The following is a 17,719-nucleotide window of genomic DNA, read 5'->3' on the forward strand; positions in this document are numbered from 1 at the left end:
TGTAAACAGATTAATAGCTTTGACTATGAATGGATTATCACGGTTTCTCAAAGTCACGCTAAAAGTTTGTATTCCGGCTTTTGCTGCTGTTTCGCTTTCTGCCCAGGGAGTAAACAAATATATTCCGGTAAGTAAGCATGTGAGCAATGATAATGGAATAACCTGGCCTTACGGGCAGGTTATTCCACATTTTGCCATGCCGGCAGATACACTTGATGCCCTTGATATACAAGAGGGAATTTCTGATGATGAAAAACTGATGTTTACTGTACTGCAGGGGCTTGTCAATAAAACTCATCCTCGTTTGTTCTTGTTTCAACCGGCGGGAGAGGGTAAGTACAAGTGGCCTGAAAAGCTTGGGCTATGTATGGATGAGCTGCCTCGTGCAAAACGTTTCGAACTGGTGAGGAAATATGCGGCAGAACTGGACGGTGTAGTGCTTTATGATCCTTCTAAAAACATTCACTATGCCAATCTTGCTTCTACTGTTGCCGGAATCGAAAATTTGTTGCCTGTAACGCAGCCACTCCATCAGCTTTTGCTGAATGAGGGAATCAAGTTGCCTGTCCGGACAGACCTTACACGGTTGAATTTTACGCGTACTACTCAGATTTACGATTATCTGTACAAGTATTATTGGAAAAGATGTACTCACCGCCTTTTGGTGAGCCAACCGCCGGAGAGGGGATTTGTCCGTGATCTTGCCGTTGCGTCTGGAGCAGCTATAGTATGGCTCGATGCCCGTAAATGGAATGAGAATGTGATTCTGCGGAAATTCCTGAAGGAGATGAAACCCGGGGAAAGTCTGGTTACCGGATGGTTTCCTGAGGAGCGTTCTGGGGTAGGGATGACAGCCGAGTATGGTCTTTCTACGATTCCTTCTGATTTTTATATGAATGCGACTGTTTATGCCGGAATGTCACAGCCGGTTCATTATCCGAAGGTTCCAAAGATGCCGGAACTGGAGAATAAAATATATTTGGCTCTTTTCTTGAGTGATGGTGACAACGTGCAGTATTGCCAGCATGCCATGTCGCAACTTTGGGATAAAGAAGGCAGAGGAAGTATTCCCATTAACTGGACAATCAGTCCGGGACTGGTAGACTTTGGACCTGCGTTGCTGAATTATTATTATGATACAGCTACAGAAAACGACTGTTTTGCTTCCGGACCTTCCGGACTAGGGTATTCCCTGATTTATGACTCTCACAATTACATATGGAACAGCGACAGCGGGGAAGCTATTTCACCTTATGTGAAATGGACTCAGCAATATCTGGAAAAAAGTGGGTTGAGGATTATAACCATATGGGATGAAATAAATGATGAACAGCGAAGTGCTTATGCTCGCTATTGCCGTTATTTGTATGGACTTACATTACAGGATTGGGAACACCAGCCTTACAAACTGCCGACCTTAGTGCAAGACCGTAATTTGCCGGTGATAGCCAATCTACCCTGCTATGCAAACGGAGTAGATGTCATTTACTCGTTCTGGCAAGATACGATAGCTAAATTTGATGGCTCAAAACCGCTTTTTCTTTCGGCACAAGGTGAGTCGTGGAAAATGGGACCGGATAATATTGTAGCACTGAAAGAACGTCTTGAGGCTCTTTCTCCGGGAAATATTGTTATTTGTAGGGGAGATCATTTTTTTAATCTTTACAGAAAGGCAAACGGACTTCCTTTTAATTTGACGCTCTCTCCGGACGTTACGGTAAAGACGTCGCTTTCGAAGACATCTTCTGATCTGGTGGCCGATGGTTCTGCTGCTGAGAAACAGATGTGGGTTTCGGGTACGGATGACGGCAAAGCATGGATACAATTTGATTTCAAGAAAAAGTATCTGATAAGCCGGTATGTAGTGCGCCATGCAGGAAACGTTGGATTGCCCGATTCGCTTAATACGCGGGATTTTAAACTGGAAGTAAGTAATGACGGAAAGAAGTGGGAAAGCGCTGACTATCAGTCTGGAAATACAATGCCTGTGACAGATGTCGATATTGTTCCGGTTAAGGCACGCTATATACGTCTTTCCATAACAGACTCTGGTGAAGACCAGCGGGCCCGTATTGCCGATATCGAGATATATGGAAGTGTATTGTAGGTAGCTTTATGTTTATATGAGAAAATTCATCTGGCTTTTACGCTTATATATGCTTTAAGAAGCGATGAATCTTTTGGAAATATCTTGAAGACTTTCTGCCGAAGTGCATGAAACTTTAAGTATGTTTCTGGGTTTGGTTTTAGTAATACAATAAATCCTCTCTTGAGTTTTTCAGGAGAGGATTTTTTATCAGTATAGCGGTAGATTCTGCTGCTGTTTCTTTTAAAAGTTCATGGATGCATAGAACCCGTAATGTCCGTCGCCGGCAACAGGGCTGATTGTCAGGTTGTGCTTCCTGGCAAACGGGCGGGTGAAGATGTAAGAACTTCCGGCTCCGATTGCTGCTCCGGCAGCTACATCCCACCAGTCGTGTTTCTTTCCGTAAACACGGGTCCATCCTACATATGTAGATAATATGTAGGAAGGCAGTCCCCACTTCCAGCCATAGCGCCGTTGGATAAAGGCTGCGGCAGCAAAAGAAGTAGATGTGTGCATGGATGGAAATGAATGATTGTCGCTATGGTCGGGACGTTCTTTTTTGACAATATATTTCAGCGCGTATGTGACTCCCAGTGTCGTTACTCCTGAAAATACGCCTTGTTTTAATCCTTGCCAGTCTTTTTGAAGCAACACGGCAGTGACTCCTGCAACCGGAAGAAGTAAAGCTCCTACATCGCCTGATGTGCGTACAGCCTTTCTGGTTCCGCTTACTTCTATTTCCTGGGCGCAGACAGATAAAGAAAGAGTCAGAGCAGATAGTATAAAAATCAGTTTTCTCATGACAACAGGGTAAGTTTGGGAAGAAAGATTATCAATCCGACAACAGCCGACGCAATGGCCAGAAGCAAAACAGCTCCTGCCGCCAGATCCTTGGTGCGTTTGATGGCTTCATCATACGCTGGAGATACCCGGTCGGCAAGTGCTTCGATAGCAGAGTTTACTGCTTCTGCCGAAAGAACCAGTCCGATACATAAACAGATGACAATCCATTCCATAGATGATAGTCCGACAAGAATGCCCGCCGTAATGACGCATACGGCGGCAAAGCAATGTATCCATGCATTATGTTCCCGACTGATAAGCAGAAAGATGCCGTGAAAAGCATATTTGAAACTTAACGCACGTTTACGCAAGGTAAATCCGCTGTTTTTCATTCTTCTTGTGCGATTACCAGTTGATGGTTACTTCTACCGGACAATGATCGGAACCGAATATCTCAGTATGTATCTTGGCATCCTGAAGTTTATCGGCAATGCGTGACGAAGCAAGGAAATAGTCTATACGCCACCCTGCGTTCTTCTCGCGTGCCTTAAAGCGGTACGACCACCACGAATAGATATTTTCCTGTGTAGGATAAAAGTGGCGGAATGTATCGATAAATCCGGCATCGAGCAATAACTGGAATTTTTCTCGTTCCTGGTCAGTAAAACCTGCGTTCATCCGGTTGGTTTTCGGATTCTTCAAATCGATTTCCTTATGTGCTACATTCAAGTCACCACATACGAGAACCGGCTTCTGTCGGTCTAACTGTAGCAGGTATTTACGGAAATCTTCCTCCCAGGTCATACGGTAATCCAGACGTTTCAATCCGTCCTGTGAGTTGGGGGTATACACCGTAACCAGATAAAAGTTTTCCATTTCCAGTGTAATGACCCGTCCTTCATGGTCGTGTTCGTCTATACCCAGCCCGTAAGTTACAGAAAGAGGCTGATGGCGAGTAAATATAGCTGTACCCGAATACCCTTTTTTTTCGGCATAATTCCAGTAAGAAGTATAGCCTTCGAATGCCAGATCGAGCTGTCCTTCCTGCATTTTGGTTTCCTGTAAGCAGAAGAAATCTGCATCCAGTTCGTTGAATATTTCCCGAAAGCCTTTATCGCAACAAGCTCGCAGCCCGTTTACATTCCATGAAATGAGTTTCATAATCATAATAAGAGTTTATACGTTTTCTGTTTACGTGATGAATAAATAGAATAGCGTTATTTCTTTATATCGAATAAGTAAGTCAGTCGTCCCGCAATGTATGAGTGAGCCGAACGTGAGAACGGGTCTTTCTTTGTACTGTGGTAAAAGTCACTCAGCCCGAAATAATATCTTGCTTCAAGCAGGAAATTGCCGATGCCTGTACGTACTTCCAGACCTCCGCCTCCTACAATGCCATAATCGAACTTCATTTCTGCCATCTTTCCATATTGCCAGATAACTCCATTCGGGCGGTCTTCCGGATGCCAGGAAGCACTTTGCTTCTCGTTTTCTCCCAACAGGAAGCCAATCTGTGGACCGATGTTCAGGACAAACCGTGCTCCGTTCCCTTTATCTTTTCCAAAGCCAAGATGTGCCATCAATGGAACCTCTATGTAGTTCATGGTGCGCTGGTATGTATCTCCTGTGCCGTCGTCGATATTTTCTTTCCATCCTCTTTGGGAGTAGTTGATTTCTCCCTGTATACCACAGAGTATCTTGAAATATCTTTCTGATATATATCGGACAGTCACTCCGACAGAGGGAGTAATAAATGTTTTTTGCTTGATACTTGGCTCAAAACTGACGGAACTAAGGTTTACGCCGCCATTTATACCTATGGCTAAATTGTGGCGCGGGTCTTGTAGTTGGGCGCGGACAGGCAGTCCCACCGACAAACATAATATGCTCAGTAATGCAATAACAGATTGCTTTTTCATGTACTTATTCGAAATCAAGTTTAATCAGTTCGTAATCTTTTGTGAAATGTACAAAGAATACTTTACGGTTGATGAACCCTCCCCAGTTATTGACGCGTTCGAAGCAGAATCCGGTCTGTATCGGAGTTACCTGTACGCGGTTTAGATTTTCTTCCAGCTTGTTGCCTTGCTGCGACAGACCTTTCAGGAAGAAATATCCCACGTCGAATCCTAGCATGCCATATTTAGGATAAGTATTCGACATATCCTTGCTGTACCAGCGGCGGTATGACTGGGTGAAATTGATGGCAGCCGGAAACAGGTTGTTGGTATAGAACGATGAGTAGAAATAGGTATCCAACTCATAAAAGTTTGCCAGGAAATCCTGTGTATAAGTCTGCCATTCAGGATAGCCGAACAGGTGCATGTCGAAATGCGGATGCTCGCGGCGGACAAGAGTCAGGTGAGGCAGTACGCGTGTCAATGCTGAGCTTCGTCCTGAAGTCGGAATAAAGATGTTTTCCTGCAGGGTGTCCATGGCGGCAATCACTTTGTTCGGATCAATATCTCCGGCTAGCTGTATCTGCTTGAATCTGACGTTGTTGTCTTTCAATTCATTCTTCATACCTTTAATGAATTCGGCTTTTTCCTTATCTCCGCTGCCATCGTCAACGAAAATGACATTGGTTTTTCCGAATTTCCGGATAAAATGTTCGTATACCTTTGAATAAAGATAAGACTGTGGGGTATTGACCTGATAGATATTCGGATTGGTAAATACCTGATCTACTTTAGGAGAGAAAGGAACTACCAGACGGATATTGTTCTTGTCGGCAAAGGCTGCGACAGAAGCGATGGATGACTGGTGTGCCGGACCCAAAATGATGTCCATATCCTTCAGCTTGCTCTGGGATAAGATTGCATTCGTGCCGGCTGTGGTTCCTTTGGTATCGTAGGTGTAAATATCGGCAGATACTCCTTGATGTTTCAGGCTATCAATAGCCATAAGAAAACCTTCGTAAAACTCTACCATGCGTGACTGTTCATCCTGACTGGTAGATGTAAAAGGTAACATCAGAGCAACTTTTATGGTATTTATCTGCTTTTTGCTGATAGAATTTTCTTTGAAGAGTTCTTCGTTGCTGGGAGCTGCCTGTGAAGACGGTGCTGTCTTTCCTGTTTCCTGTGATTTAGGGTAAGGAATGAAAAGGAAGCTTCCTTTCTTCAGCTTTCCGTTCTTTAATTCCGGATTGGCTGCAATAAGTTCTTCCTGTGTGATGCCATATTGCTGGCTGATGCTGAAAATCGTTTCCTTTCGGGCTACCTTGTGCATATCCCTCCACTCGTTTTTCTTTACTGCCGGCTCTGCTTGAGCAGTTTGTTCTGTCTGAGCGGGTGTATTATCCTGTGCCGGAATGACAATAACCTGACCGATACGGAAGTTTTCGGCACTTAATCCCGGATTGGCTTTGCAAATAGCCTGGGCCGTTACGTGGTATTTCAGTGTCAGCTGATATAATGTTTCTCCTGCCTGTATCGTATGGAACTGTTTTCCGTCCTCATTGGAGTATTGTGCCTGTGGAATTTTCAACGCTTGTCCGGCACGTATTTGTTCCTTGCTTCCCGGGTTCAGGCGTACAATGTCGTCAACCGAAATGTGATACATGCTGGCAATGGAGTACAGGCTTTGTCCTTTTGTCACGGTATGCAAAAAATATCCGGTTCCGGTCTGTGCCGATACCGTTGCACTTAAACTGCTGGCTGATAGCGCCAGCGAAAGGCAGATAATATGGATAAACTTCATTTTCGTTTGTATTTGTTGAGTGGCAAAAGTACAAAAAAAAGCATTATCTTTGCAAAGATATGATTGATTTTAAGGATATGGAAGACGTAAAAGAAACGATAAATGTACAAGGAGCGCGTGTACATAATCTAAAAAATATAGATGTGGAAATTCCCCGCGGGAGTTTGACCGTCATAACGGGTCTGAGTGGAAGCGGGAAATCTTCATTGGCTTTTGATACGATTTTTGCCGAAGGACAAAGACGTTATATCGAAACGTTTTCTGCTTATGCGCGAAATTTTCTGGGTGGAATGGAACGTCCGGATGTGGATAAGATAACCGGTCTGAGTCCTGTTATTTCCATTGAACAGAAAACAACTAACAAAAATCCTCGCTCTACGGTGGGTACTACTACCGAAATATACGATTATCTTCGTCTGCTCTTCGCCCGTGCGGGAACTGCCTACTCATATCTGTCGGGTGAGAAAATGGTAAAATATACAGAAGAGCAGATTCTGGATCTGATTCATCGCGACTATAAGGGCCGGCGTATTTATATTCTTGCTCCGCTGGTACGTACCCGTAAAGGACATTATAAAGAATTATTCGAACAGATACGCAAGAAAGGATACCTGTATGTGCGTGTAGACGGTGATGTGAAGGAGATTGTGCATGGCATGAAGCTGGACCGTTATAAAAATCACGATATCGAGGTTGTGATAGATAAAACGGTAGTTACGGAGAAGGAAGAAAAACGTCTGAAGCAAAGTGTAGCGACTGCCATGCAGCAGGGTGATGGCTTGCTGATGATTCTTGATGCACAGACTGAGAGCGTACGCCATTACAGCAAGCGGCTGATGTGTCCGGTTACGGGACTTTCGTATAGGGAGCCGGCTCCGCATAATTTTTCTTTTAACTCTCCGCAAGGCGCCTGTCCGCGCTGTAAGGGATTGGGATATGTCAATCTGATAGATGTAGACAAGGTAATTCCCGATCGTTCACTCTCTATTTATGAAGGTGCTGTCGCTCCACTTGGCAAATATAAGAATGTGATGATATTCTGGCAGATAGAAGCGCTGCTGGAGAAATATGAAGCAACATTGAAGACTCCTGTTTCGGAGTTGCCTGAAGATGCCATAAACGAGATTCTGTATGGGGCAGACGAACGTCTGAAAATCAAGAGTTCGCTGATACATGCATCGTCGGATTACTTTGTGACTTACGAAGGTATTGTGAAATACATTCAGATGATGCAGGAGAAGGATGCTTCGGCCACAGCCCAAAAGTGGGCAGAACAGTTTGCCAAGACTGATGTATGTCCGGAGTGTAAGGGAGCGCGGTTGAATAAGGAGGCTCTTCATTTCCGTGTTCATGACAAGAACATCTATCAGCTTTCTACCATGGACATAAGCGAGCTTTATGACTGGCTGATGCATGTAGAAGAACATCTGGAAAGTAAGCAGCGTATCATTGCTGCGGAGATATTGAAGGAGATACGTACCCGCCTGAAATTCTTGCTGGATGTTGGACTGGATTATCTTTCACTGAACCGTTCTTCTGTAAGCTTGTCGGGAGGAGAAAGCCAGCGTATCCGTCTGGCCACACAGATTGGTTCGCAGCTGGTTAATGTACTGTATATTCTTGATGAACCGAGCATCGGTCTGCATCAACGGGATAATATCCGGCTGATTAACTCTTTAAAAGAGTTGCGCGACCTGGGAAACTCTGTCATTGTGGTAGAACACGACAAAGACATGATGCTGGCTGCCGATTATGTAGTAGATATGGGGCCGAAGGCCGGACGACTGGGAGGTGAGGTTGTGTTTGCCGGAACTCCGGAAGAGATGCTTAAGACCTCCACACTTACTTCGCAGTATCTGAATGGAAAGATGAAGATTGAAGTCCCTGCCGAACGCCGGAAGGGAAATGGTAAATCACTTTGGCTGCGTGGAGCCAGAGGAAATAATCTGAAAGGGGTAGATGTGGAATTTCCACTGGGCAAGTTGATTTGTGTAACCGGAGTTTCGGGAAGCGGTAAGTCTACTTTGATAAATGATACCCTTCAGCCTATTCTTTCTCAGCATTTTTACCGTTCTTTGCAAGAGCCTTTGCCTTATGATGCGATAGAAGGACTGGAATACATTGATAAAGTGGTGAATGTCGACCAGTCACCGCTTGGACGTACGCCTCGTTCCAATCCGGCAACTTATACCGGTGTTTTCTCTGATATCCGTAATCTGTTTGTGGGGCTTCCCGAAGCCAAAATACGCGGATACAAGCCGGGACGTTTCTCATTTAATGTTTCGGGAGGACGCTGTGAGGCTTGTGGAGGAAATGGGTATAAAACGATCGAAATGAATTTCCTTCCGGATGTATTTGTTCCGTGCGAGGTTTGTCACGGTAAGCGCTACAACAGAGAAACGCTGGAAGTGCGTTATAAAGGCAAATCTATCGCCGATGTGCTTGATATGACCATCAACCGTGCGGTAGAGTTTTTCGGAAATGTTCCTCAGATACTGAATAAGATAAAGGTTTTGCAGGAAGTCGGACTGGGATATATCAAGCTGGGACAGCCTTCTACTACTTTGTCGGGTGGTGAGAGTCAGCGCGTGAAGCTGGCAACAGAACTTTCGAAGCGCGATACGGGTAAAACCGTTTATATTCTGGATGAGCCGACTACCGGTTTGCATTTTGAAGATATACGTGTGCTGATGACGGTTCTGAACAAGCTGGTAGATAAAGGAAATACAGTTATTGTCATCGAACATAACCTGGATGTTATCAAGATGGCAGACTATATTATCGATATGGGTCCAGAAGGAGGTAGAGGTGGAGGACAACTGCTTTCATGCGGGACTCCTGAGGAAGTTGCAAAATCGGATAAGGGATATACGCCCCGGTTTATTAAAGAAGAGTTGGAAAATCAGTAATTAAGCGATAAAAACAATCTGGTTATTATGGCAAAAGAAAAAATAGCAAAGACGAATGCGGCACGCTTGCTGGATAAAGATAAGATAAAATATGAACTTGTACCTTATGAAGTTGATGAAAACGATTTGAGTTGTGTACATGTTGCCGCTACCCTGGGTGAGAATATCGAACAGGTTTTCAAGACACTGGTACTTCACGGAGACAAATCGGGTTATTTTGTCTGTGTGATTCCGGGTGAGCATGAAATTGACCTGAAAATGGCTGCGAAGGTTTCGGGAAACAAGAAATGCGACCTTATTCCCGTCAAGGAACTGCTTCCGTTGACAGGATATATTCGGGGAGGATGTTCTCCAATAGGCATGAAAAAACATTTTCCTACGTATATTCATCATACATGCAATGATTTCCCTTATATCTATGTCAGTGCGGGGGTGCGAGGCTTGCAGGTCAAACTGGCTCCCGACGATTTGATAAAGGTCAGCCGTGCCGAAGTCTGCACACTGTTCGGTGAATAGGAACGTGGTGACGTTTTGTTTGAAACATAGGCGAATTTTGTTCGATTTGTGCTAATATTTTCGTTGTTTTATACCGAAAAGATTGAAAAAACAGGACAATTGCCTGTGTTTTTGCCACTTTTTTATATATTTGCAAAAAATATTAAATTTATTAATCATTAAAATCTTCATTATTTATGTTTAACAAGCATCCTAAAGGTCTGATACCTGCTGCACTTTCTAATATGGGGGAGCGTTTTGGCTACTACATCATGAACGCTGTGCTGGTGTTGTTCCTTTGTTCTAAATTTGGTATAAGTGAGGAAAAAAGTACACTTATCTATTCATTCTTTTATGCAGGTATCTATCTGTTAAGTCTTGTAGGGGGTCTGATTGCTGACAGAAAGCAGAATTATAAAGGTACAATCATGGCCGGCCTTGTGGTGATGGCTATTGGATATATTGCATTATCTATTCCTATTACTGCTAACGCAGGCAATACATCATGGTTGCTTACACTTACTTGTATTGCATTGTTCTTCATAGCATTTGGTAATGGTCTGTTCAAGGGAAATCTTCAGGCTATCGTAGGCCAGATGTACGATAATCTTGAAGCTGAGGCTGCTACAAAGGGGGAAAAAGAGCTGATCGAAGCTAAGAGCAAGAGAGATTCTGGATTCCAGATCTTTTATGTGTTTATCAATATCGGTGGACTGGTAGCTCCGTTTATTGCTCCTCTGTTGAGAAGCTGGTGGCTGAGTGCACACGATATGGTCTATAATGCGAGTCTTCCTGCTTTGTGTCATGACTATATAGCAAAAGGTGCAGAGGGAATGTCGGCTGAGGCTATGGGTAACTTGAATCAGTTGATGTCACAATGTGTGGGTGAAACTACCGATATGGCTGCTTCTTGTGCACAGTATTTGCAGATATTTAATGAAGGTATTCATTATTCATTTGTTGCATCTGTTGCAGCAATGCTTATTTCTTTGATTATCTTCTTTGTTACCAAGAGTCAGTTCCCAAATCCGGGAAAGAAAGAAGCCGCTGCTGCTGTTACTTATTCAGCTGAAGAAAAGGCTGCTATGGCGAAGGAAATCAAACAGCGTCTTTACGCATTGTTTGCAGTGCTGGGTGTTGTTATTTTCTTCTGGTTCTCATTCCATCAGAATGGTACTTCACTTTCACTCTTTGCGAGAGACTTCGTTGATACATCGACAATCGCTCCGGAAATATGGCAGGCAGTTAATCCTTTCTTTGTTATTACATTGACTCCGATTATCATGATGATTTTCGGTTCTCTTTCAAGAAGAGGTAAAGAAATTTCTACTCCGCGTAAGATTGCCATTGGTATGCTTATCGCAGGTTTGGCTTATCTCTTCCTGGCAGCATATTCACTCATTATGGGTTATCCTTCTGCTGCTGAATATAGAGAATTGCCTATTGACCAGCAGGTTAAGGCAGGAGCATGGGTTTTGATTGTACTTTACTTCCTGCTTACTGTAGCTGAGTTGTTTATTTCACCACTTGGACTGTCATTCGTTTCGAAGGTAGCTCCAAAGCATCTTTTGGGACTTTGTCAGGGATTATGGCTCGGTGCAACAGCAGTAGGTAATCTCCTGTTGTGGATCGGTCCTCTTATGTATAACGCTATTCCTATCGGATATTGCTGGGCAATTTTCATGATAGTATGCTTCATTTCAATGGGAGTAATGCTGTTCATGGTAAAATGGCTGGAACGTGTAGCAAAATAAATTTCTCGAAATAGAATTTACTTGTGGAATCCCTCATGCGGTTGCATGGGGGATTTTTTATGGGCGATTTTGAGAATTTGTGAAATTTTGAAAATTATTTGAGTTGGATTTGAGACTTACAATTATAATTACAATATTTGCGGTGGTAAAATTAAAAAGAGTATGCCTATTATTACACGTAAGATAGAATTGAAAATCGTAAGATTGACAGATGAAGAATATGACCAACAATGGAAATATCTTTACCAGATAAACAACACCATTTATCAGGCTGCCAACAGAATCTCTACTCATTGCCTTTTTAACGATGAGTATGAAATGCGATTGAGATTGTCTTATAAGTCACGGTACGATAAAATAAATAAAGGACTGGAAAATATAAAGACAGAACTGGAAAAACTGAATACGAAGAAAAAAACATCGGATAAAGAGAAACGAGACAGGCTGATTAATGAACAACGACAACTTGTCGATGAAAGAAACGAACTTGATGAAGATGTAAAAAATAAAAAGAAGGATTTTTTTCAGTGTTCCAAACAGAATTCCACCTATCAATTGGCATCGAAAGAATTTCTAAAGTATATACCAGCCGAGATATTGACCGATTTAAACCGATATGTGCAAAATAATCACAACAATAACAAAAAGAAAGTCAAGTCGGGTGAAAGAGCCTTAAGTACTTACAAGAAAGGTATGGGAATTCCATTTTCCATTAAACCACAAAGTGGATTGAGACTTTTTGTAAAAGAGGAAGGAATCTATCTAAAATGGTTTAAAGGAATACTTTTCAGGCTTGAGTTTGGAAAAGACACAAGCAATAACCGCTGTATCGTTGAAAGACTGATAGAAAGCGACAAGCAACAAAAGAAAAACAAAGGCGAAGATTATGTTGCCAATAATTCTTCTATAAAACTCATAAAAAAGGGAAATGACAAGAGTACAAGAATATTCCTGTTGCTGTCTATTGACATTCCAGCAAAGAAACAAGTGTTGGATAAGGAAGTTGTGTTAGGTGTGGATTTGGGCATCAAATGTCCGTTATACCTTGCTATCAACAAGAATGACAATTTCAAGATGCAGATTGGCGATATAGAACATTTTCACAATCAGCGGACGATGTTTCAGAAACGTTTTAAAAGTTTGCAGAAACTAATGTGTACCCAAGGTGGACACGGACGAAAGAAGAAACTGGAGCCTTTGGAAAAGCTGAAGGAAAAAGAGCGTAATTGGGTGCATACGCAAAACCATGTTTACAGCCGTGAGGTTATAAAGCAGGCTTTAAAACATAATGCCGGAACTATCCACATGGAGTCATTGAAAGATTTCGGAAAAGGTAAGGAGGGTTATGTAAAAGACGAGTATAAGTATCTGCTTCGTTATTGGTCGTATTACGAACTGCAAAGTATGATAGAATATAAAGCGAAATTGGAAGGTATTGAAGTGAAATATATTGACCCTGCATATACCAGCCAGACATGCAGCTATTGCGGAGAACGTGGAGAACGTAAGAAGCAAGAAGAATTTGTTTGTACGAATCCCCAATGTAAACGACGAGGAGAGAAAATAAATGCAGACTTTAATGCTGCAAGAAATATTGCGATGAGTAAAAAAATCGTGAAAGATAATTAGAAAAGAAATTTTCTAATAGGGGCTGCTGGAAGTCCTTAACCTGAGATAGGAAACTATACTCGGGAAGTACGTCAAAACATTGAAATTAATAAACTTAGAAACTAACGGTTGGTTTTATCATTGTTTTGAATGGTATATCCAACGGAATGCCGTAAGGCTATAGAGGCGAAGCGGTTGGTTTTATCATTGTTTTGAATGGTATATCCAACATTCTCCACCAATATCGCATCATGCTCTCAGTTGGTTTTATCATTGTTTTGAATGGTATATCCAACGTCACGAAACAATTTTCATGATCAAAAGAAGTTGGTTTTATCATTGTTTTGAATGGTATATCCAACTAGGGTAAAAATAACAAAAAACGACCGAAGTTGGTTTTATTATTGTTTTGGATGGTATATCCAACGGTGTATATCAGTACAACATCGAACAGGTGGTTGGTTTTATCATTGTTTTGAATGGTATATCCAACGTCTGGTACTGCACGTCCCAGAACCGCATCGTTGGTTTTATCATTGTTTTGAATGGTATATCCAACTATAAAGTCGTCTGCGATGATGTGCGCATGGGTGTTAATAATCGTGTCTTTTTTTACTTATTTTAGTTATAAGGTAATATACTTATAAGGGTTATTATTGCTAACGCATGTGGTTGTTTATCACATACGTTAGCAATCAATCATTACATACGTTAGTAATAATCAACGACTAACGTATGTAATAATCTGCAAGAAAACTTTGCCATTTCAAATAAAATTGTAATTTTGCTATTACAGTCCCCATTAATAAAAAAGGAGGTCAGTATGTACAAGTACAAGCTCGTAAAGAAAATCAATCCGCAGGATAAGGCAGCACCTAAGAAATGGTATGCAATTCCTATCAGCGAAGTTCCACAGACTGTAAAAGCCATGACACGTGCAGCTACGGAAAACACGACAACCGCTCCCATAGAAATGGAAGCTGCTCTTGAATTACTTGGAAGACACGCACGTCAGCAATTGCAGCAGGGACACACAGTAAGAGTAGGTGATTTAGGTACTATACGTGTTTCGTTTAAAAGTGACGGTGTAGAAAATATTACCGATTTCAATGCCGGAGCAATGATTAAGAATCCACGTATCATATTCACTCCAAGCAAGGAATTCCGTGAAAGTGTACTCCAAGGTATTCAATTCCAAAATGCCGGAGTCTTGGACGAAGGCATCAGCTATGCCAGCCTTGCAGATTATAAAAAAGCCAAAGGTATCACTTCCGGTGGAAGTGATGACGGTGGCAGTAGCGGTACCGGAGGTGGCGGTACAGAAGAAGGTGGAGATGGTGGCTTTGGATAAGAATACATTGATACCTAACAAAATATAAGCCTGTTTCCTTTTTTCAGTCAATAAATTGGGACTGTATGACTGAAAATGGGAACAGGCTTATTGTATATTGAAGTAATTAAAACTTATGTTGGTTACATTTAGAATCTCCTTTTTATTATTTTTACGTTCAGAAATATAAATCATTTATAATATGAAGGACTTTGATGAATTTCGTTCTTGGATAGAATTTGAGAAGAACTATTATAAGAGCTACAGGAAACATCCTGTTTTTGATAATGAATATTTATGGATTAAGGATAAAAAATTATTAGCTTGTGGCTTTTTCTTTTATTACTCTTATTATCATTATGGTATTGAGTTTCTACAAAAAAAAGCAGAAGAAACCAATTATCCGCAAAAGGGAAAAAATACTATAATTCAACTTATAAGCCTTTGTCAAGATTTTATACATGATGTAAATATGGATTTTTATGAAGAAGAAATTTTTACATGGATAAATGATGTACAGGCTCAGAATATTATCAGAGATTATTCTCCAATATCGGAAGATTCTTTAAAAGAATATATAATGTCTGAAAATACAGATTCTCTTCTTAAAGCTAAAGTTGTAGGTTATATGATTACCATGATTTATTACTTATCGGAAAAACCTGCTTTTGCTTACTACTTTTTTGATAGTGGAGTTGGTTTAATTTGGGGAAGTAAATTTGAAGAATTGTTTTCTTTTATATTCACAAACAATCCCTCATTATATAAGTATTTATTATATATAAAGAAATACATTAGTGAAGGATTCCATGCTATGGGCTTTTTTGATGAGTATAGTTCAAGCATGGATTTTAATAACGACCCTTTTTATGACACTCCTTCTTACTATATTCATAGAAATTTTTTCCATGTAAAAACGCCCAAAGTTATTCTTGCAGATAATGAAATATCTTGGAAGTTTGTAACATTTCTAAATGGTGAGTTACAGATTTATAACCCAAAACACCCTGAAGGGCAGGGTAAATACAAACCTTTTTATTTCAAGAATCAGAAGTCTATAAAGGCATTTAATCAGATAAAGGACTATATCATAAACAAATTGCCACCTATTAAGGCTGTATTTCAGGATGATATTATAGTTGGGATAGAACCGTCAAGTATAGAAAGCATAAACGATACATTAGATGTATTGAAAAGACACACTGAGAATGTTGCTCATATATCAGAAGACATACATAAGTCAGAGAGAGAAAAATTATTAAAACATGAATACACACAGAGTGAAGTTAGAAACTACATAAATAATAAAAAATCTGAATTCTTGGATTCATTATGCCAGTTACATCTTGATGACTATAAAATATACTACTGCCTTGAGAATAGAGTTAATAGCGACTTGATTATGGCAGAAGAAGATGCTTTTATTTTTACGATAGCTACAGCTGATAAAGAAACATTATTGGCTTACGAAAATACTGAAGAAAATAGAGCTACATATTTGTTTATATGCGACAGCAAAGATTTAGAAATGTCTGTCAGGTCTTTAGCTGACTACTTTTCTTCTGGGTTGGTAAATAAAAGGGAAACACTTGGGAATAAGATAAAGTATGGCAAGATTACCGGTATAAAGAAACTAATAAAAATAACCCATTCTGATGAATGGTTACGTGAAATTAAATCTGAACAGTATAAGATATACTAAAAACAACACATTATAAATTTATTTTTAACACTTATGTTTGACCAAAATAGTTCCAAAGAAGAACAACAGCAATACAAAAAAAAGAAGGAATGGAATGCCATAAAAAATTGTATTCCTTTAATTAATAAATGTCTTCAACTTAACATAGACGCGGAGACTTATGATGATAAATATTTTCGGGAAAGCCCGGATTTTGTTTTTTTCAATAACGATAAATCTATTGGAGTGGAGGTCGTTGAATGTCATCCTTCTGTAAGGAAATGCAGAACAAAAAATGCAGTAGAACAAGAAAGTTTCGAAAAGAAAATATGTAATGAATTTAAGGAAAACAAGTATCTGGAAACCATAACAGAAACCGAAAAATTAAATATTATAATTTACCGAAAATATCCAAAGAGAAAGAAAAGAGGAACTGTACAAGAAGTATGTCATGAATTGGAAGATTTATTAAAGTCATGGTATCAAAAAACAAATCCTCAATCTGAAAGGAATTATATTAGCTATATTAGGGTATCAAAAACGACTTGTTGTAATGTCATCTATTTTAACAGTGCTTCTCGTTGCATTCCTGTTAATTGGGTTGACATTCAATTTTGTATTGAGGAAAAGGAGAAAAAATATAAGGATTATTGTGAGAATGTTAAATGCGATGAATATTGGTTATGTATATGCTTACCATTTGAAGAAAATAGAAATCTGAATATTATAGATTATAATGGAAAAGAAAATGAATCAATGAATTTCCTTTCTCAATGTTCATTTCCACGAATTTGTATAACTCCAGATTTATTGGGAAGAAAGATTAATTGGATAAAAGAAGGCGATTGATTTAATTGATAAAGTCAAAGTGTCTACTGTTCCAGTTTATAAAAAGAGAAAACGTCTAGTTATATCAGGAAAAGTCAATTCTTAGTACTGCCAAGGAAGTACTCCAGTACTGTCAAAGGAGTACCGCAGTACTTTCAGGGGAGTACTCCAGTACTTCCACGGAAGTACTGGAACCAGGGAAAATTGTAGTGTTTTAAGTACAGAATGTCTTGCCTGAAGTGCTTTATCCTTGTATATCCTTTTTCAGAGTGAAGACAAATCTCCTGTTGTGGATCGGTCCTCTTATGTATAACGCTATTCCTATCGGATATTGCTGGGCAATTTTCATGATAGTATGCTTCATTTCAATGGGAGTAATGCTGTTCATGGTGAAATGGCTGGAACGTGTAGCTAAGTAATCGGGCAGATAAATCTTATATAAAACTGCAAGGCGTACAGAATGAGTTTTAAACTCGGTCTGTACGCCTTGATTTTTAGGGAAAGGTCTTGGTGATTTCTCTGTGGTGTCGACTCTCTGGAAGT

14 protein-coding genes and 1 CRISPR repeat array are annotated in these 17,719 nt (G+C 40.4%); of the genes, 9 read left to right on the plus strand and 5 right to left on the minus strand.

Features of this window, described 5'->3' with window-relative positions:
* Positions 1 to 25: 25 nt before the first annotated feature.
* On the plus strand, positions 26 to 2,107 hold the full coding sequence (locus ACDG22_RS09545) for a discoidin domain-containing protein (protein ID WP_270230386.1): 2,082 nt from the start codon (positions 26 to 28) through the stop codon (positions 2,105 to 2,107).
* 222 nt (positions 2,108 to 2,329) lie between these two features.
* Here the strand turns inward: ACDG22_RS09545 and ACDG22_RS09550 are convergent, their stop codons facing one another.
* The 5 genes from ACDG22_RS09550 to ACDG22_RS09570 are packed head-to-tail and all read right to left on the minus strand — an operon-like array spanning position 2,330 to position 6,571.
* Positions 2,330 to 2,887: a phosphatase PAP2 family protein gene (locus ACDG22_RS09550; RefSeq protein ID WP_270230387.1), complete on the minus strand. Its 558-nt coding sequence runs from the start codon at positions 2,885 to 2,887 to the stop codon at positions 2,330 to 2,332.
* Positions 2,884 to 3,261 (minus strand): diacylglycerol kinase family protein, encoded by a 378-nt coding sequence (locus ACDG22_RS09555; protein ID WP_007568608.1) that lies wholly within the window; start codon positions 3,259 to 3,261, stop codon positions 2,884 to 2,886. The genes ACDG22_RS09550 and ACDG22_RS09555 overlap by 4 nt, the downstream gene beginning before the upstream one ends.
* A gap of 13 nt (positions 3,262 to 3,274) precedes the next feature.
* On the minus strand, positions 3,275 to 4,033 hold the full coding sequence (locus tag ACDG22_RS09560) for an exodeoxyribonuclease III (RefSeq protein WP_185150255.1): 759 nt from the start codon (positions 4,031 to 4,033) through the stop codon (positions 3,275 to 3,277).
* Between the two features lie 53 nt (positions 4,034 to 4,086).
* Complete coding sequence (locus ACDG22_RS09565; RefSeq protein WP_007568612.1) at positions 4,087 to 4,788, minus strand: porin family protein; 702 nt, start codon at positions 4,786 to 4,788, stop codon at positions 4,087 to 4,089.
* A 4-nt stretch (positions 4,789 to 4,792) separates the two neighbouring features.
* Positions 4,793 to 6,571 carry a LysM peptidoglycan-binding domain-containing protein gene (locus tag ACDG22_RS09570; protein ID WP_270230388.1) on the minus strand — a complete coding sequence of 593 codons (1,779 nt, stop codon included), beginning with the start codon at positions 6,569 to 6,571 and terminating at the stop codon, positions 4,793 to 4,795.
* 77 nt (positions 6,572 to 6,648) lie between these two features.
* Between ACDG22_RS09570 and uvrA the strand changes: the two genes are divergently transcribed.
* The 8 genes from uvrA to ACDG22_RS09610 all read left to right on the plus strand — a co-directional run bounded on the left by uvrA (position 6,649) and on the right by ACDG22_RS09610 (position 17,595).
* Positions 6,649 to 9,480: an excinuclease ABC subunit UvrA gene (gene uvrA / locus ACDG22_RS09575; RefSeq protein WP_270668901.1), complete on the plus strand. Its 2,832-nt coding sequence runs from the start codon at positions 6,649 to 6,651 to the stop codon at positions 9,478 to 9,480.
* A gap of 27 nt (positions 9,481 to 9,507) precedes the next feature.
* Positions 9,508 to 9,996, plus strand: coding sequence for a Cys-tRNA(Pro) deacylase (gene ybaK / locus ACDG22_RS09580; RefSeq protein ID WP_007568618.1), 489 nt, complete (start codon positions 9,508 to 9,510; stop codon positions 9,994 to 9,996).
* A 176-nt stretch (positions 9,997 to 10,172) separates the two neighbouring features.
* Positions 10,173 to 11,729 carry a peptide MFS transporter gene (locus ACDG22_RS09585; protein WP_007567831.1) on the plus strand — a complete coding sequence of 519 codons (1,557 nt, stop codon included), beginning with the start codon at positions 10,173 to 10,175 and terminating at the stop codon, positions 11,727 to 11,729.
* A 162-nt stretch (positions 11,730 to 11,891) separates the two neighbouring features.
* The gene (locus tag ACDG22_RS09590) at positions 11,892 to 13,358 is read left to right on the plus strand and encodes an RNA-guided endonuclease TnpB family protein (protein WP_270230390.1); all 1,467 of its coding nucleotides are present in this window, start codon (positions 11,892 to 11,894) and stop codon (positions 13,356 to 13,358) included.
* A gap of 107 nt (positions 13,359 to 13,465) precedes the next feature.
* Positions 13,466 to 13,896: a CRISPR direct-repeat array (repeat unit 36 nt; unit sequence GTTGGTTTTATCATTGTTTTGAATGGTATATCCAAC).
* Between the two features lie 264 nt (positions 13,897 to 14,160).
* A complete protein-coding gene (locus ACDG22_RS09595; protein ID WP_270230391.1) occupies positions 14,161 to 14,688 on the plus strand; it encodes an HU family DNA-binding protein in 528 nt (175 codons plus the stop codon).
* Positions 14,689 to 14,869: 181 nt separating this feature from the next.
* Entirely contained in the window at positions 14,870 to 16,369 is a 1,500-nt protein-coding gene (locus ACDG22_RS09600) for a hypothetical protein (RefSeq protein WP_270230392.1), read from the plus strand.
* Between the two features lie 33 nt (positions 16,370 to 16,402).
* The gene (locus tag ACDG22_RS09605) at positions 16,403 to 17,197 is read left to right on the plus strand and encodes a hypothetical protein (RefSeq protein WP_270230393.1); all 795 of its coding nucleotides are present in this window, start codon (positions 16,403 to 16,405) and stop codon (positions 17,195 to 17,197) included.
* 248 nt (positions 17,198 to 17,445) lie between these two features.
* Complete coding sequence (locus ACDG22_RS09610; RefSeq protein WP_157034744.1) at positions 17,446 to 17,595, plus strand: hypothetical protein; 150 nt, start codon at positions 17,446 to 17,448, stop codon at positions 17,593 to 17,595.
* Positions 17,596 to 17,719 lie beyond the last annotated feature (124 nt).

Origin of the sequence: Phocaeicola coprocola, from assembly GCF_041333015.1 — a bacterium.
Lineage (GTDB): Bacteria > Bacteroidota > Bacteroidia > Bacteroidales > Bacteroidaceae > Phocaeicola > Phocaeicola coprocola.

Bases quoted from the DNA above. Each gene is read 5' to 3' on its own strand.
- ybaK (WP_007568618.1), top strand. From the start codon at position 9,508: ATGGCAAAAGAAAAAATAGCAAAGACGAATGCGGCACGCTTGCTGGAT.
- ACDG22_RS09555 (WP_007568608.1), bottom strand. From the start codon at position 3,261: ATGAAAAACAGCGGATTTACCTTGCGTAAACGTGCGTTAAGTTTCAAA.
- ACDG22_RS09545 (WP_270230386.1), top strand. From the start codon at position 26: ATGAATGGATTATCACGGTTTCTCAAAGTCACGCTAAAAGTTTGTATT.
- ACDG22_RS09565 (WP_007568612.1), bottom strand. From the start codon at position 4,788: ATGAAAAAGCAATCTGTTATTGCATTACTGAGCATATTATGTTTGTCG.
- ACDG22_RS09550 (WP_270230387.1), bottom strand. From the start codon at position 2,887: ATGAGAAAACTGATTTTTATACTATCTGCTCTGACTCTTTCTTTATCT.
- uvrA (WP_270668901.1), top strand. From the start codon at position 6,649: ATGGAAGACGTAAAAGAAACGATAAATGTACAAGGAGCGCGTGTACAT.
- ACDG22_RS09595 (WP_270230391.1), top strand. From the start codon at position 14,161: ATGTACAAGTACAAGCTCGTAAAGAAAATCAATCCGCAGGATAAGGCA.
- ACDG22_RS09590 (WP_270230390.1), top strand. From the start codon at position 11,892: ATGCCTATTATTACACGTAAGATAGAATTGAAAATCGTAAGATTGACA.
- ACDG22_RS09605 (WP_270230393.1), top strand. From the start codon at position 16,403: ATGTTTGACCAAAATAGTTCCAAAGAAGAACAACAGCAATACAAAAAA.
- ACDG22_RS09585 (WP_007567831.1), top strand. From the start codon at position 10,173: ATGTTTAACAAGCATCCTAAAGGTCTGATACCTGCTGCACTTTCTAAT.
- ACDG22_RS09600 (WP_270230392.1), top strand. From the start codon at position 14,870: ATGAAGGACTTTGATGAATTTCGTTCTTGGATAGAATTTGAGAAGAAC.
- ACDG22_RS09570 (WP_270230388.1), bottom strand. From the start codon at position 6,571: ATGAAGTTTATCCATATTATCTGCCTTTCGCTGGCGCTATCAGCCAGC.